14 protein-coding genes are annotated in these 14,227 nt (G+C 38.2%); 12 read left to right on the forward strand and 2 right to left on the reverse strand.

All coding sequences use genetic code 11. The features are described 5' to 3' along the window. Positions 1-9 precede the first annotated feature (9 nt). From flgJ to QUD79_RS03145, 11 genes are all read left to right on the forward strand, one after another. Complete coding sequence (gene flgJ / locus QUD79_RS03095) at positions 10-972, forward strand: flagellar assembly peptidoglycan hydrolase FlgJ (RefSeq protein WP_184426113.1); 963 nt, start codon at positions 10-12, stop codon at positions 970-972. 49 nt (positions 973-1,021) lie between these two features. Continuing rightward, the gene (flgK, locus tag QUD79_RS03100) at positions 1,022-3,022 is read left to right on the forward strand and encodes a flagellar hook-associated protein FlgK (RefSeq protein WP_184426111.1); all 2,001 of its coding nucleotides are present in this window, start codon (positions 1,022-1,024) and stop codon (positions 3,020-3,022) included. A gap of 9 nt (positions 3,023-3,031) precedes the next feature. Further along, a complete protein-coding gene (flgL, locus tag QUD79_RS03105) occupies positions 3,032-4,237 on the forward strand; it encodes a flagellar hook-associated protein FlgL (RefSeq protein WP_184426109.1) in 1,206 nt (401 codons plus the stop codon). A gap of 120 nt (positions 4,238-4,357) precedes the next feature. Next, positions 4,358-5,173, forward strand: a complete 816-nt coding sequence (locus QUD79_RS03110) for a flagellin N-terminal helical domain-containing protein (protein WP_184426108.1) — start codon at positions 4,358-4,360, stop codon at positions 5,171-5,173. A 251-nt stretch (positions 5,174-5,424) separates the two neighbouring features. Further along, a complete protein-coding gene (locus QUD79_RS03115) occupies positions 5,425-6,237 on the forward strand; it encodes a flagellin N-terminal helical domain-containing protein (protein WP_184426106.1) in 813 nt (270 codons plus the stop codon). 203 nt (positions 6,238-6,440) lie between these two features. Next, positions 6,441-7,253 carry a flagellin N-terminal helical domain-containing protein gene (locus QUD79_RS03120; RefSeq protein ID WP_184426105.1) on the forward strand — a complete coding sequence of 271 codons (813 nt, stop codon included), beginning with the start codon at positions 6,441-6,443 and terminating at the stop codon, positions 7,251-7,253. Positions 7,254-7,493: 240 nt separating this feature from the next. Further along, on the forward strand, positions 7,494-8,306 hold the full coding sequence (locus tag QUD79_RS03125) for a flagellin N-terminal helical domain-containing protein (RefSeq protein ID WP_184426103.1): 813 nt from the start codon (positions 7,494-7,496) through the stop codon (positions 8,304-8,306). 80 nt (positions 8,307-8,386) lie between these two features. Beyond that, entirely contained in the window at positions 8,387-8,833 is a 447-nt protein-coding gene (locus tag QUD79_RS03130; protein ID WP_184426101.1) for a flagellar protein FlaG, read from the forward strand. A gap of 41 nt (positions 8,834-8,874) precedes the next feature. Continuing rightward, the gene (fliD, locus tag QUD79_RS03135) at positions 8,875-10,239 is read left to right on the forward strand and encodes a flagellar filament capping protein FliD (protein WP_184426099.1); all 1,365 of its coding nucleotides are present in this window, start codon (positions 8,875-8,877) and stop codon (positions 10,237-10,239) included. 33 nt (positions 10,240-10,272) lie between these two features. Then, positions 10,273-10,710: a flagellar export chaperone FliS gene (gene fliS, locus QUD79_RS03140; protein ID WP_184426097.1), complete on the forward strand. Its 438-nt coding sequence runs from the start codon at positions 10,273-10,275 to the stop codon at positions 10,708-10,710. Position 10,711: 1 nt separating this feature from the next. After that, entirely contained in the window at positions 10,712-11,035 is a 324-nt protein-coding gene (locus QUD79_RS03145) for a hypothetical protein (RefSeq protein ID WP_184426095.1), read from the forward strand. 290 nt (positions 11,036-11,325) lie between these two features. Here QUD79_RS03145 and QUD79_RS03150 read toward each other — a convergent pair whose 3' ends face one another. Continuing rightward, on the reverse strand, positions 11,326-11,592 hold the full coding sequence (locus QUD79_RS03150; RefSeq protein WP_184426093.1) for a hypothetical protein: 267 nt from the start codon (positions 11,590-11,592) through the stop codon (positions 11,326-11,328). Continuing rightward, complete coding sequence (locus QUD79_RS03155) at positions 11,580-12,854, reverse strand: motility associated factor glycosyltransferase family protein (RefSeq protein WP_184426091.1); 1,275 nt, start codon at positions 12,852-12,854, stop codon at positions 11,580-11,582. The genes QUD79_RS03150 and QUD79_RS03155 overlap by 13 nt, the downstream gene beginning before the upstream one ends. A 371-nt stretch (positions 12,855-13,225) precedes the next feature. Here QUD79_RS03155 and QUD79_RS03160 point away from each other — a divergent pair, with 371 nt between their 5' ends. Further along, on the forward strand, positions 13,226-14,224 hold the full coding sequence (locus QUD79_RS03160; RefSeq protein WP_184426089.1) for an NAD-dependent 4,6-dehydratase LegB: 999 nt from the start codon (positions 13,226-13,228) through the stop codon (positions 14,222-14,224). The last annotated feature ends 3 nt before the right edge of the window (positions 14,225-14,227 follow it).

Raw genomic sequence — 14,227 nt, forward strand, 5'->3', positions numbered from 1 at the left:
GATACTACTATGAGCACACGTATAGCAGATGCACAAAACTTCTTAGATGTTAATGGCTTAAATGATATTCGTCGACAATCTAATGCGAGTGACAAAACGAGCAAAGAAGAAGCACTAAATTCAGCGGCAAAACAATTTGAAGCTATCTTTATGCAAATGCTGCTCAAAAGTATGCGAAGTGCGCAGGATGTTCTTGAATCGGACAGCCCGTTTAACTCAGAGTCAACTAAATTTTATCGTGATATGCATGATCAACAAATGGCGTTAGAGATGTCTAATAATGGTTCGTTAGGCTTGTCTGAGTTAATTGTTCGTCAGTTAGGAGGCGATAGTGAAAACTTTACCCCGAGCAGCGTATTACGATTTGACACTAGCCCAGCTGAATTAGCGAAAATGAAAGCTAACTTATTGGAACAAGCAAAAGAGCGTCAAAGTACTGACAATCGTTTCAACGAAACTTATACCTTAACGCAACGAATACCAGCAATAACGTCCCAAACCTTTGCTGAGCCTAAAGACTTTGTAACAGCACTTATTGAACCCGCTAAACAAGTGCAAGAACGATTAAAGGTACCTTTCGAAGTTGTTATTGCACAAGCTGCATTAGAAACTGGTTGGGGCAAGAAAATCATTAAAACAGGTGATGGTGAAAGCTCAAATAACCTGTTTAATATAAAAGCCGATAAGCGCTGGCAAGGCGATAAAACTCATAAAGAAACCTTAGAGTTTGAAAATGGCGCAATGGTAAAAAAACGTGAACCCTTTCGCGTTTATCAGTCTATCCAAGATAGTGTTAACGACTATATTAACTTCCTTTCATCGGGCGACCGATATCAAGCTGCATTAAAGCAAGTAGGTAATGTGGAACAGTTTTTGCAAGGTTTACAGGGTGCTGGTTATGCAACCGATCCTGAATATGCCAATAAAATACTTGGGACACTTCGTACCGTAACCAGCCTAATTAATAAATAATAAATTTAATCAGTTAGTTACTTTAGGTGCGCTTGTAGGAGTGTAAGTCATGTCAGTAAGTTTATATCAAACGGGTGTAAGTGGGCTTCTAGCTGCTCAACAGCAGTTGGCAACCACAGGCAATAATATTGCCAATGTAAATACTGAAGGCTACAACCGCCAGCGCGCTGAACAGAATGCGTTACTAGGCCACAATAGTGGTGGAAACTACATAGGCTCTGGCACTTACGTAAATGATATTGTCAGAATTTACGATAAATTTGCCTATAAAGAGCAACTATTCAACCAAAGTAATTTAGGTAATGCAGACACCTTACATAAAGATTTAAATCATCTTAATCAAGTGATGAGCTTTTCGGGCACTTCTGTGGTAAACGGAATTGACAGTTTTTATCAAACCATTAATGGTATAGCAGACAATCCAAGTGATTTAGGGCTAAGGAGCATTGCCTTAAGCCAAGCAAATATACTTGCTAGTGACTTTCGATCGTTAAGTGAAAACTTTGATCAACTTGAAAAGTCAGCTAATGGTGAAATAGAACAAATGGTCTCTAAAATCTCTAAAATCTCCCAAGAATTAGCGAAAATTAATGAGCAGGTACTTACAGGCAAAGGACTCACTGTTAATGGCCAGCCTAATGAGATTTTAGATAAACGCGATCAACTTATTCATGAGCTAGGTGAGTACACCAATGTTACTGCTATTGAAGACCAAAATGGTGTAATGACCGTAATGATTGGCAGCGGTGCGACCTTAGTTGCTGGTATTACGCCTTTAACCGTTAGTGTTCGTGCTGGAGATCCAGACCCATTAAAAACTCAATTACAACTTTCAGGCCCTAATAGCACGGTAGCATTAAATGGCGCTGTTTTAGGTGGCTCTCTTGCTGCAAAAATGGAATTTAGAGATGAACACTTAGCACAAACCCGCGCGGGTATTGATCGCTTGGCCTTAGCAATTTCACATACCTTAAACTCTGCGCAACAGGCTGGCCTAGACTTAAATGAACAGCAGGGTCTTAACTTTTTTACCGATATAAATACTACAGCCCTGATGGAAGGGCGAGTAATGGCACCAACTAAAAATAATGGAACGGTCGCTGCCAGCGTTGAAATTACCGATGTAAGCTTGTTAACAACTGACGAGTATCAAGTTAAATACGATGGTACTAATTACGTTATGACCAACATGAATACTATGTCTAGTACTGTGTTAACACTTTCACCTCCTAATCGTTATGACTCAGGAGAAGGCTTTGACTTTGTAATTGATTCGGGTGCTCCGGTAGCTGATGACGTTTTTATTGTAAGGCCAGGCCAAAATAGTGCAGCTTTAATGAAAGTTACGCTTACGAGTGAGCTAGGGATAGCTGCAAGCTCTTCAGTTGAAGTAAAACCGTCAGAAAATAATATTAGCGATGGCTACCTGAAAGTATCGGAAGTTTATGATCCAGTAGCAGCGCGTAACTATACAGCGACACTTAATGCTGGTTTAACGGTAGACGTTTATGAAAGTGCTCCAGGTACATATGCATATAGGGTTTACGATTCTGGTAACCCGCCGCCAGCGCCTACAATTGCTACAGGTACATTTGCAGCTGGTGCTAGTGCGTTGATCGATTTACCACCTTTACCAGCAGGCCCAGCCTTTCAAATTGAAATTGGCGGAGACCCTGTTGGCCAAGGTCCGCTAGCGCGTGAAACTTACAATATCGTTGATGCGTTTGGTATAGGTAATGGTGCTAATGCTGTTGCTATTGGATTAACGCAAGAAAAAGGCGTTATCAATGGTGGTAAAGAAACCTTTGGACAAGGGATGGCAATTTCTATCGCTGGTGTTGGCTCAAAAGCTAAATCTGCGGAGTTAGTTGCTACAACAGCAGATGCACTATATACCCAAGCGTTTAATCGCAACCAAGAAATATCAGGGGTTAACTTAGATGAAGAAGCTGCCAATATGTTGAAATTTCAACAGGCATATCAAGCATCTTCTCAAATTATATCTACAGCTAATACTATATTTGACACATTATTGAATGCGGTTCGATAGGAGTTATCGATGAGAGTTTCTACACAACAATTTTATTTTCAAAATAGCCGTCAATTAAGTGATAAGCAATCGACGTTAAATGATCAAATGAAATACATTTCATCTGGTAAGCGAGTGCTTACTGCAAAAGATGACCCTGTTAGCTTTGGTACGTTATCTGGCTACAAAGATGAATTAACCAACATTGATAAGTATCAACGAAATATTACACAAGCTGAAAACCGCAATAGCTTACAAGAGACATCATTTGCTAACGCTGAAAGTTTAATGCAGGAATTAAAAACACTATTTATAAATGCTAATAACGGTACGTTATCTGACTCAGATCTAAAGTCATTAGCTGAACTTGCTACCAATAGCCTAAATCAAATGCTTGATATTGCGAATAGTAAAGATGAAACCGGCGGCTATATTTTTGCTGGTTACCAGATAGATCAGAAGCCATTTGCTATACATCCTGGTAACAATGTTACTTATTTAGGAGACAATGGAACTAGAGAGCTGCAAATAGCAAAAAATGTGATGGTTGAAACTAACCAACCCGGTGACGATGCATTCTCAAAAGTGGCTAATTCAATTGGTGACTTTACAGCAAATTATATTAATAATACCTCAGGTGTTGCCCTTAATCGTGCAGTAATTGCAACTCCAAGTACCTACGATCCGGCCACTAATCCCCCTGATTATAAGTTTTTATTTACATCTACTACTGATTTAACTGTCACCGATGGTAATGGTGCAGTTGTCTTCAATACCACAACATATACTGCCGGGCAAACCGTTGCCTTTAATGGAATGGAGGTGGAATTAAGCGGCAACCCATTGCCGGGTGATGAATTTGATATCACGCCAACTGAAAGTATCAGTATTTTTGACACTATTAAAGCGTCAATAGATTGGATGAATGTTGGCGCATCGCCAGTAGACCCCATTCAGCATAATGTTAATTATGGTGATGTTTTAACACAATTAAATGAAGCGTTAAATCACATGACATCACGACGAACTGAAGCGGGTGTGCGTTTAAAACTAATTGAAACTCAAGGCAATAGTCACGCAGAAGCCTCATTAAGCTTGGCTTCTGGCCGTTCTAATATTGAAGATTTAGATTTCGCAAAAGCAATATCAACGTTTGAACAGTCTAAAGTTGCACTACAAGCAGCCCAACAAACCTTTGTTCAAATTAAGGGGTTGAGCTTATTTAATTACTTATAAATTAAAAGCTGGCACGAACTATGCTTTTAAAAGTGAGTAGTAATAACATTTAGTAGTGGTTCTTAAGTAACGATTGTTATCAGGATTTGAACCACACCCTATAACTTAGGAGTGATAGCAATGGCTTTAGTAGTAAATAGTAATATATCATCATTGAATGCTCAACGTCAGTTGAACCGTTCAACTAATGAATTAGGCGAAAATTATCAGCGTTTATCTTCGGGCAAGCGTATTAATAGTGCAAAAGATGATGCAGCTGGTTTACAAATTTCGAGTCGTTTAACGGCACAAATTAATGGTTTAAATCAAGCTTCGCGAAATGCCAATGACGGTATTTCATTAGCGCAAACGGCTGAAGGTGCGCTTGACGAGTACACTAATGCATTACACCGTATGCGTACTCTAGCTGTTCAATCGTCTAATGGCTCTAACAACACCAGTGACCGTGCAGCATTGAATGCTGAATTCCAAGAGTTATCTGTAGAGCTAACACGGATCAGTACAGATACTGAGTTTGGTGGCGTTAAACTACTTGATAGTAGTTATCAAGAAGCTTTCCAAATTGGTGCTAATAAGGGGCAGTTAATTACCATAACGATAAGTGCTAATTTATCTGCTGGCGGGGTAAGTGTTTCGCAAGGTGTTTCAACATTTACTAAAGCCCAGTCGGTTTTAGCTAAAATAGATACAGCCTTAAAAACCGTTAATAGTGTGCGCGCAGATTTAGGTGCCAAGCAAAACCGTTTTTCTTCTGTTATTCGCAGTAATGATAATACAGCCGAAAATGTTTCAGCATCTCGTTCTAGAATTGAAGATACTGACTATGCAGCTGAAACAGCTAAGCTAGCACGCTCTACCGTGTTACAGCAAGCATCTAGTTCAATGTTGGCACAGGCAAACCAACAGCCTCAAATAGCGTTACAGCTATTACAATAATTAATTATTGACGCTGTATTTTTAAAAAACCTCTTTTGAGGTTTTTTTGTTTTTAATCGTCGATAAAACATTGTCTTATATTTACTTGAACAATTTTATTTATACCTTTAGGTACAAGTTATTTAAAATTTAAAAAAAAGATTAAAGAAATATTTTTATTGTCCGATAACGTTTTCATTACAGGGTGAGTTGTAAAACGAGCCTTATAGCTTAAACTAACCGAATGGGTATGTAGCCCTGGGAGCATTATCATGGCTTTAGTCGTAAATAGTAATATCGCATCACTTAACTCACAGCGTCAGTTATCACGTTCGACGAACGACTTATCAGATAACTATCAACGTTTATCATCAGGTAAGCGTATTAACAGCGCACGTGATGATGCAGCGGGTCTACAAATTTCAAGTCGTTTATCAGCACAAATCAATGGCCTAAACCAAGCGTCACGTAACGCTAATGACGCAATTTCATTAGCTCAAACGGCTGAAGGTGCGTTAGATGAATACACAGGTGCGTTGCAACGTATGCGTACGTTGGCGGTACAGTCATCAAACGGCTCAAATAACACTGCTGACCGTGCGGCACTTAATGCCGAATACACAGAGTTAACCGCAGAATTGACGCGAATTTCAGATGACACTGAATTTGGTGGTGTTAAGTTATTAAATGCTGGTTATCAAGAAGCATTCCAAATTGGTGCCAATAAAGGGCAGTTAATCACTATTACTATCAGTAAAAAGCTAAGTGCGGGTGGTGTAAGTGTTAAACAAGGGGTTTCAACCTTTACTAAAGCTCAGTCGGTAATTACTAAAATTGATGCAGCACTAAAAACGGTAAATGGCGTACGCGCCGATTTAGGTGCGAAACAAAACCGTTTCTCGTCAATTATACGTAGTAACGACATTACCTCAGAAAACGTATCAGCTTCACGCTCACGTATAGAGGATACTGACTTTGCCGCAGAAACAGCAAAACTTGCAAGAAGCTCAGTGTTGCAACAGGCATCAAGCTCAATGCTAGCGCAGGCTAATCAGCAACCCCAGATAGCGTTGTCGTTGTTATAACAGTGATAAAGTAAAACAATATAAGCACCTACCTAGGTGCTTTTTTTTGTTATAAGAAAGAGAAAATGTGATATTTGAATTTTTTTTATAAAAAAGCTAAAGAAAAAACTTATCTGACCGATAACGTATTTAAGAGAAGATGAGCTAATCAAACTCATTGAGTAATTAAATAGAGTGGGTATAGACCCCTTGGGAGCATTATCATGGCTTTAGTTGTAAATAGTAATATCGCATCACTTAACTCACAACGTCAGTTATCACGTTCGACTAACGACTTGTCAGATAACTATCAACGTTTATCATCAGGTAAACGTATTAACAGCGCACGTGATGATGCCGCCGGCTTACAAATTTCAAGTCGTTTATCAGCACAAATTAATGGTTTAAACCAAGCATCACGTAACGCAAATGATGCGATTTCATTAGCACAAACGGCTGAAGGCGCGTTAGATGAATACACCGGTGCATTACAACGTATGCGTACGTTGGCAGTACAAGCGTCAAATGGCTCTAATAACACCTCTGACCGCGCGGCACTTAATGCAGAATACACAGAGTTAACTAACGAGTTAACGCGTATTTCAAGTGATACAGAGTTTGGTGGTGTTAAATTACTTGATAGCAACTATAAAGAAGCCTTTCAAATTGGTGCAAATAAAGGCCAGTTAATTACTATTGAAATTAGTAAAGATTTAACAGCCGGTGCTCAAAGTGTTGCTGGAGGCGTAGCTACTTTTACTGGTGCGCAATCAATGCTTACCAAAATTGACGCAGCACTTAAAACGGTGAATGGCGTACGTGCTGATTTAGGTGCGAAACAAAACCGCTTCTCGTCAATTATACGCAGTAACGACATTACCTCAGAAAACGTATCAGCTTCACGCTCGCGTATTGAGGATACTGACTTTGCCGCAGAAACTGCTAAACTTGCAAGAAGTTCAGTGTTGCAACAGGCATCAAGCTCAATGCTAGCGCAGGCTAATCAGCAACCTCAGATAGCGCTGTCATTGTTATAGTAACGTCGCTTAGTAAATAATAACCAAATGGCACTCTATTGAGTGCCATTTTTATAAGTTATTACTTGTTTTAATAGTATGCTTATTAATGGTTTAGTATGTTTTTTGAACTTTTTGAATAAATAAATTAAAGAAAAACCTTAATTGTCCGATAAAGAGTAAAGAGAAGGTGAGTTATTAAACGAGCCTAACGAATGAATTAACTAACCGAATGGGTTTTTAACCCCTGGGAGCATTATCATGGCTTTAGTCGTAAACAGTAATATAGCGTCACTTAACTCACAACGTCAGTTATCACGCTCAACTAATGACTTATCAGATAACTATCAACGTTTATCATCGGGTAAACGTATTAACAGCGCACGTGATGATGCCGCCGGATTACAAATTTCAAGTCGTTTATCAGCACAAATTAATGGTTTAAACCAAGCCTCACGTAACGCAAATGATGCGATTTCATTAGCACAAACGGCTGAAGGCGCGTTAGATGAATACACCGGTGCATTACAACGTATGCGTACACTGGCGGTACAATCATCAAATGGTTCAAATAACGATGATGATCGCTTAGCATTGAATGCTGAATTTACAGAGTTAGCATCAGAATTAACACGTATATCAAAAGATACTGAATTTGGTGGTGTTAAACTACTGGATACTTCTTATCAAGAAGCGTTCCAAATCGGTGCCAATAAAGGTCAATTAATTACTATTGCGATTAGTGCAGATTTAAGTGCTGGTGGTGTTAGTGCCAATGTTGGCGTTTCAAATTTCAGTAAAGCTCAAGCGCAAATAGCTGCTATTGATACTGCTTTAAAAACAGTAAATGGCGTACGTGCAGATTTAGGTGCAAAACAAAACCGTTTCTCATCAATTATTCGCAGTAACGACATAACTTCAGAAAACGTATCGGCATCACGCTCGCGTATTGAAGATACTGACTTTGCCGCAGAAACTGCTAAACTTGCAAGAAGCTCAGTATTACAACAAGCGTCAAGCTCTATGTTAGCGCAGGCAAACCAACAGCCCCAAATAGCGCTGTCATTGTTATAATAGTGATAAGTTAATTCATAAAATATACAATGGCATTCTACTCGGTGCCATTTTGTTTTATAAATTAGTAGGAGTAAGTTATGGTTAAGCCAGTATCATTAGAGAATCCGCTCACTAACCAGTTCTCTGAAATGGCATCAAATACTTTTAAATCGAATAATGAAAGCGATGCTGATAAAGAGCGAATAAGTGCAGAAACAAATGTTGCAAAGACAGAGTCAAATGAAAATAAAGCGCTTAAAAATGTACAAGAAGCTCAAGTTGAAAAGTCAACTGAAGAATCAGTTGAGGAGTTAGAGCAAGCGTTTGAAGAAATCTCACAATTTATGAACATGTATAATCGTAATGTGAATTTTTCAATGGATGAAAAGTCTGAGAAAACAGTGATTAAAGTATTTGACTCAGATAGTAAGGAGTTAATTAAGCAGTTTCCATCCGAAGATCTTGTGAAGTTAGCTCAGAAAATTAAAGAGCTGAGACAAGATGTTGACTTAAAGTCTGGCATATTTCTTGATGAAAAAGTTTAATTATAAAGTTTAGTTGTACATAAGTTAATTGAGGTGTTGTTATGAATGTTACATCAGCAGGTATTGGATCAGGGTTAGACCTAGAAGGCATTATTGAAGCTTATATTAATGCCGAAGCAATTCCGCACGAACTTCGCCTTCAAAACAAAGAAAAAAGAATAACAACAGAACTTTCTGGCGTCGGACAATTTAAGTCGGCATTATCTAATTTTCAATCGGTTCTTAAAAAGCTAGGCTCCCCAGAAGACTTTAATAAACAAATTAGTGCTTCTAGCTCTGATGCTGTTGAAGTAACAACAAACGGCTATGCTAGCAATGGTTCCTTTGCGATTGAAGTTGAACAGCTAGCTCAAGGGAGTCGTCGACAATCAACTGCTTTTGCTGCTTCTACTGATACTGTAGGCACAGGGACACTCACCTTTTCAGCCGGAGCGAATACCTTTGACGTAAATGTAGATGGTACTGACGATCTTAGTGCTATTCGAGATAAAATTAATGAGCAGTCAGGTAACTTTGGCGTTACAGCTAATATTATTAATGTACAAAGTGGCTCTTATTTAGTGTTCAACTCTTCAGTGAGTGGCGATGCTAACAATATGACAATATCAAGCTCAGATGCCTCGCTTGATGCAATCTCAACTAATACCACTCAGGGTGTTAATGATATAGCTAAAAGTGCTCGCGCCTATGTAGACGGAAACCTTGTTGAACAAGACACCAATGAGTTCAAAAATATTATAGAAGATGTAACCTTTACGGCTAAAGCTGAAAATATGGGGAATCCTGCTACTATTAGTATTAGTCAAGATGAAGAAAATGGTTCTAAGTTAGTTAACGAATTTGTTGACGCCTACAATGCCTTACGAGGTACGCTTGATGTGTTAGGTAATGCTGAAAATGGAGCGTTAGCGTTTGACGCTAATGTTCGTCAGGTTAAAGCACAGTTAAATAGTATAGTAACCGAATCAGTAAGTGGATTAACGGGTGTGCACAAAGGCTTGTCTGATATTGGTGTTACTATCGATAAAACAGGGCGCTTAGAAGTAAACCCTGTTTCTATTGGTACGATGAAAAGTGGGACAGAAAGACTTGAAGACGCTTTAAAATTTAATTTAGAAGAAGTTGGCGAGATTTTTGCTTCATCAAATGGTGTATCGTCAAAATTAACCACGTTAATTGAAAGTTATAATGGTAGTAATGGTACTTTAACATTAAGAAATACTGAGTTAAGTAAACAAGCTTCAGGAATTCGAGATGAGTATAGTGCATTAGAAACAAGACTAAGAGATTATGAAGATAGGCTTAGACGCCAGTTTTCATATTTAGATTCCACTGTTGCATCATATAATGCAACTGGCAGTTGGTTGGCCTCTACTTTAGAAAGTATGCAGCCTAAAAAATCATAAGCGTCTCGCGTTGAGAGGCGCTAGGAGCAAGTCATGAGAAAGAATTTAAAAGCTTATAATCAGGTTAATATTAACAGCACTTTATTAGCCGCTGATCCTCATCAAGTTATTCTAATGATGTATGATGGATTACTTGAAAGCATTGCGAAAGTCAAAGGCGCAATTGAACGCAAAGACTTAGCAATGAAATCTCAGATGGTTACTAAGGCTGTCAATATTTTGTCAGCGCTAGACAATTCTTTAGATGCAGAAGCTGAGCCTAAAATATCAGCAACTTTTTCAAGCTTATACCAATATTGCATTGATCGTCTAAATGATACTAACATTACATTAAATGTTGAAGGGCTAGATGAGGTGGTAGAACTATTAAAGCCCCTCAGAGATGCATGGCAATCAATTCCTGAAGCCTCTAAAAAAGAAGGCCTTGATTTGTTAAAGAAAAAAGACAACCAGTCTGTTGTCGGGGCATAAAATGCCTCTAGGTAATCTATACCAGCAGATAGAACAATTATCTGCTGAAATCGTTACATTAATATCAGAAGATACTTTTGAGAACGTTAGTGATAAATTAGCTCTTCGCTTATCTTTAATGAAACAGTTAAGCGAAGCTGTATTATTAGAAGGTGATGACAAAGCTAAAAACGAGCTCCGTGAGTTTTTGACAAAATGTCAACGTGACGATGACCAACAAGTTGAACAATTACTAGCAGAGCGTACAAAAGTACTTGCTGATAGCCAGAAGCAATCAAAAATTAAACATGCTGTTAATGCATATCAGCAATTTAGTGGTAATTAAATAACCTGAGTTCGGGATAAGCTAAGTGCACCAAAGCTCAGATTTTCGCGCGTATCTGCGTTGCCTGCATGGACGTAGGTACTTGGTTTTTGTCTGGAACTAAAAAACCGTTAATTTGCTACTAATAGCCAGCTATTAGGTACACAAATCAGCCTTGATTCACACAAAACTTTTAGCATTGGTTGAGTTACAATGCACCTAGTACTTATAAAAAGCCACCTAACGCACTGTAAAATATTTTTTTAAATGTTTTTTATGCACATCCATTAACCCGAACTCAGGTTAAATATTTATATATCCGTTAAGAAAGGGATAAGCTCGTACTGCAATATATCTGCATAATAGAGTCTATCATCACGCTGTTGTGTGTCTAACATTACATTTAATATATGGGTTAACTGAGCGTTTTCTAAAGCGTTTTGTGCTAGATATAGTTCTAACAGTTCAATGAATTCCGATGTTAAATGATGTGATCTAGCAAGAAACCCTAAACGTAAACTGTCAGAAAGTTGCTGTGCAACCAAAATGACATCAGCCAGTGCAATTATCTTTTCCATGGTCTTGTTCCTTCAATATATGCACCTTCTAGACTTCCATTTAAAAAACTTACATTAGGGTGTTTCTTAATATAACGTTCTAAGTCTCTCAAATAAGCTTTTAAACTTGCCATAGTGGGCACTTTTTTACCCAAGCCATTGATAACACTTTCTTGGGCAATATTTAATTCAAGTTCATGCGAAGCTTTAACCTGGTCGGAAATGGCAGCATGGCTCTTGTTGTAAGTAAAAGCAAAGTCGGTACCTAATAAAATTAACCTTTCTGCTTGTAAATAAACACCAAGGTCTATTGCGGGGTGCACAACACTACCGGCACAAAAAAGCTGCGTTCTAGGGGGTAAGTATGTAATTTCTTGATACATGGGTGTTGGACTGTAGCTACAATAACGGGGGCCTGGCCAATATTGAATTACTTGTGTCTCAACATTAGGAAAATAAACTAATGTAGTATCCTTTAATGCGTTAGGATCAATATCTTCAAAAAATTGAAAGGCCTTGTAATCAATTGAAACAACGATGTCAGGCGTTATACCATAATTTAGTAATACCCTAACACTGGCGTCAACAGCAATAATAAACGGTTTATGCTGAAGTAAATAGTCAAGGTGAAGTGCTAATGTTGGTCCAGCTGCAACAATAAAAAGGTCAGCTTGCTGAGGTTTGGGTAATGTTGAAATATCGCCATCTTTTTGTACATAAGCAATACTGTCAAGAATAGGGTTGCATTGTTCTTGGTGCCGGCGCCGATGTTTTTCCAATAGAAATTGCTGATTTAATTCTATTTGCACCTTATCTGCTAGCTGCTCACCTTCTAGGTCAGCTAACTTCAATTCAGCTGGGTTGGCACAAAATGGCAGTCTAACCTCATCGTGGCTGCTTGCTATAGACAAACTTACACGAGGATCTGATAACCATTTCAATCGTTCAATAGCTTGTAAACTATGTATAAATATTGCCTTATTTAATATAATTACATAGAGCTTACGTAATGACTTACGTGCTAACAGTAAAGTTGCAGTATCGCCAAGCGCTGGTCCGTATATAGTTGCTTCATTATTATGTATATTTATCTGAGATACTTGTAGTTTCGCTTCTGCTAGTCGATCATAGCTACTAGTAAGTTGAATCCCATTGATTGTTATCGTTCTTTCTACAACTTCAACTTTAAGGGTATCTTCATTCGCTGCTATTAACATTTTAAATAGCAAAGGCCAGCGTTGACTCAGTATTTCAAAGTTTTTTGGTAAGTTAACATTAGGCATGGGCTAGCACTCAGTCGTAAAATAGCAATTAAAGCATTCTAATGTAAAGGTTTTTGCTATTCAATGGTGTGACAGAGTTAAACACAGGAGTGATTTGGGAATTTAGTTGCTTAATCTGGTTGCCTAGTTAAAATTAAAATGACAATAATACCATTGTGGGCCTATACCATGGGTGTTAAAGGCTAAAATGCATCGTTTTTGAATATGACAAGTGAGGCTATTCTCTGTAAATGCTTTGTCTCTATGCCTTGAAATTCTCACTGAGTAGCATTTTCTTATATGAACTGCTATTAATGAGTCGTAATGGCAGATAAATTGCTTAATATATTCCAGTGCAAAAGTAATAATTTTTGAAACAAAGGTTTGAGTTCATGATTCGTTCACAAAAAGAACAAACAGTATTGGTTACTGGAGCAGATGGCTTTATTGGTTCGCATTTAGTGGAATTGTTATTATCGCAAGGCTATAAAGTTAGAGCACTTGCCCAATATAACTCTTTTAATCACTGGGGGTGGCTTGAAGATGTAGAAGCCTGTAAAAATTTAGAAATAATTACTGGTGATATTCGTGATCCTCATTTTTGTCGTCATATCACTCAGGAAATTGATATCGTTTTTCATTTAGCAGCATTGATTGCGATTCCATATTCTTATGTCGCGCCTCAAAGTTATGTCGCTACAAATGTTACCGGCACATTAAATATTTGCCAAGCAAGTTTAGATAATAAGGTGAGTCGTGTAATTCATACTTCAACAAGTGAAGTGTATGGTACAGCACAGTACGTGCCAATTGATGAAAAGCATCCACTACAAGCGCAGTCACCTTATAGCGCTTCTAAAATTGGAGCCGACGCAATGGCGATGAGTTACTTTAATGCATTTGATCTACCGCTCACTATTGTTAGGCCTTTTAATACCTACGGACCTAGACAGTCAGCTCGAGCCGTCATTCCAACAATCATTACTCAAATCGCTAATGGCGAAAAACAGATCCAATTGGGGGATGTAAGTCCAACCCGTGATTTTAATTACGTCAGTGATACCTGCCGTGGTTTTTTAGCCTTAGCGCAAAGTGATACAACCATAGGAAAAACGATTAACATTGGCTCTAATTTTGAAATCAGCATTGGTGATACGCTAAATATAATTAAAGAAATCATGAAAAGTGATGTTGAATTTGTTGTTGACCAGCAACGTATTCGCCCTGATAAATCTGAAGTGTTTCGTTTGTGGTGTGACAATAGCAAAATTAATGAATTAACGGGTTTTAAACCTGAAGTAGACATTAGAGCGGGACTAACAAAAACTGTCGAATGGTTTACACAAGCCAACAACTTAACCAAGTATAAGCATGGGATTTATAATGTTTAACGG

The organism is Thalassotalea piscium (assembly GCF_030295935.1).
Classification (GTDB): domain Bacteria; phylum Pseudomonadota; class Gammaproteobacteria; order Enterobacterales; family Alteromonadaceae; genus Thalassotalea_B; species Thalassotalea_B piscium.

Bases quoted from the DNA above. Each gene is read 5' to 3' on its own strand.
- fliS (WP_184426097.1), top strand. From the start codon at position 10,273: ATGAGAAAGAATTTAAAAGCTTATAATCAGGTTAATATTAACAGCACT.
- QUD79_RS03120 (WP_184426105.1), top strand. From the start codon at position 6,441: ATGGCTTTAGTTGTAAATAGTAATATCGCATCACTTAACTCACAACGT.
- QUD79_RS03110 (WP_184426108.1), top strand. From the start codon at position 4,358: ATGGCTTTAGTAGTAAATAGTAATATATCATCATTGAATGCTCAACGT.
- flgL (WP_184426109.1), top strand. From the start codon at position 3,032: ATGAGAGTTTCTACACAACAATTTTATTTTCAAAATAGCCGTCAATTA.
- flgJ (WP_184426113.1), top strand. From the start codon at position 10: ATGAGCACACGTATAGCAGATGCACAAAACTTCTTAGATGTTAATGGC.
- flgK (WP_184426111.1), top strand. From the start codon at position 1,022: ATGTCAGTAAGTTTATATCAAACGGGTGTAAGTGGGCTTCTAGCTGCT.
- QUD79_RS03130 (WP_184426101.1), top strand. From the start codon at position 8,387: ATGGTTAAGCCAGTATCATTAGAGAATCCGCTCACTAACCAGTTCTCT.
- QUD79_RS03125 (WP_184426103.1), top strand. From the start codon at position 7,494: ATGGCTTTAGTCGTAAACAGTAATATAGCGTCACTTAACTCACAACGT.
- QUD79_RS03160 (WP_184426089.1), top strand. From the start codon at position 13,226: ATGATTCGTTCACAAAAAGAACAAACAGTATTGGTTACTGGAGCAGAT.
- QUD79_RS03155 (WP_184426091.1), bottom strand. From the start codon at position 12,854: ATGCCTAATGTTAACTTACCAAAAAACTTTGAAATACTGAGTCAACGC.
- fliD (WP_184426099.1), top strand. From the start codon at position 8,875: ATGAATGTTACATCAGCAGGTATTGGATCAGGGTTAGACCTAGAAGGC.
- QUD79_RS03145 (WP_184426095.1), top strand. From the start codon at position 10,712: ATGCCTCTAGGTAATCTATACCAGCAGATAGAACAATTATCTGCTGAA.
- QUD79_RS03115 (WP_184426106.1), top strand. From the start codon at position 5,425: ATGGCTTTAGTCGTAAATAGTAATATCGCATCACTTAACTCACAGCGT.
- QUD79_RS03150 (WP_184426093.1), bottom strand. From the start codon at position 11,592: ATGGAAAAGATAATTGCACTGGCTGATGTCATTTTGGTTGCACAGCAA.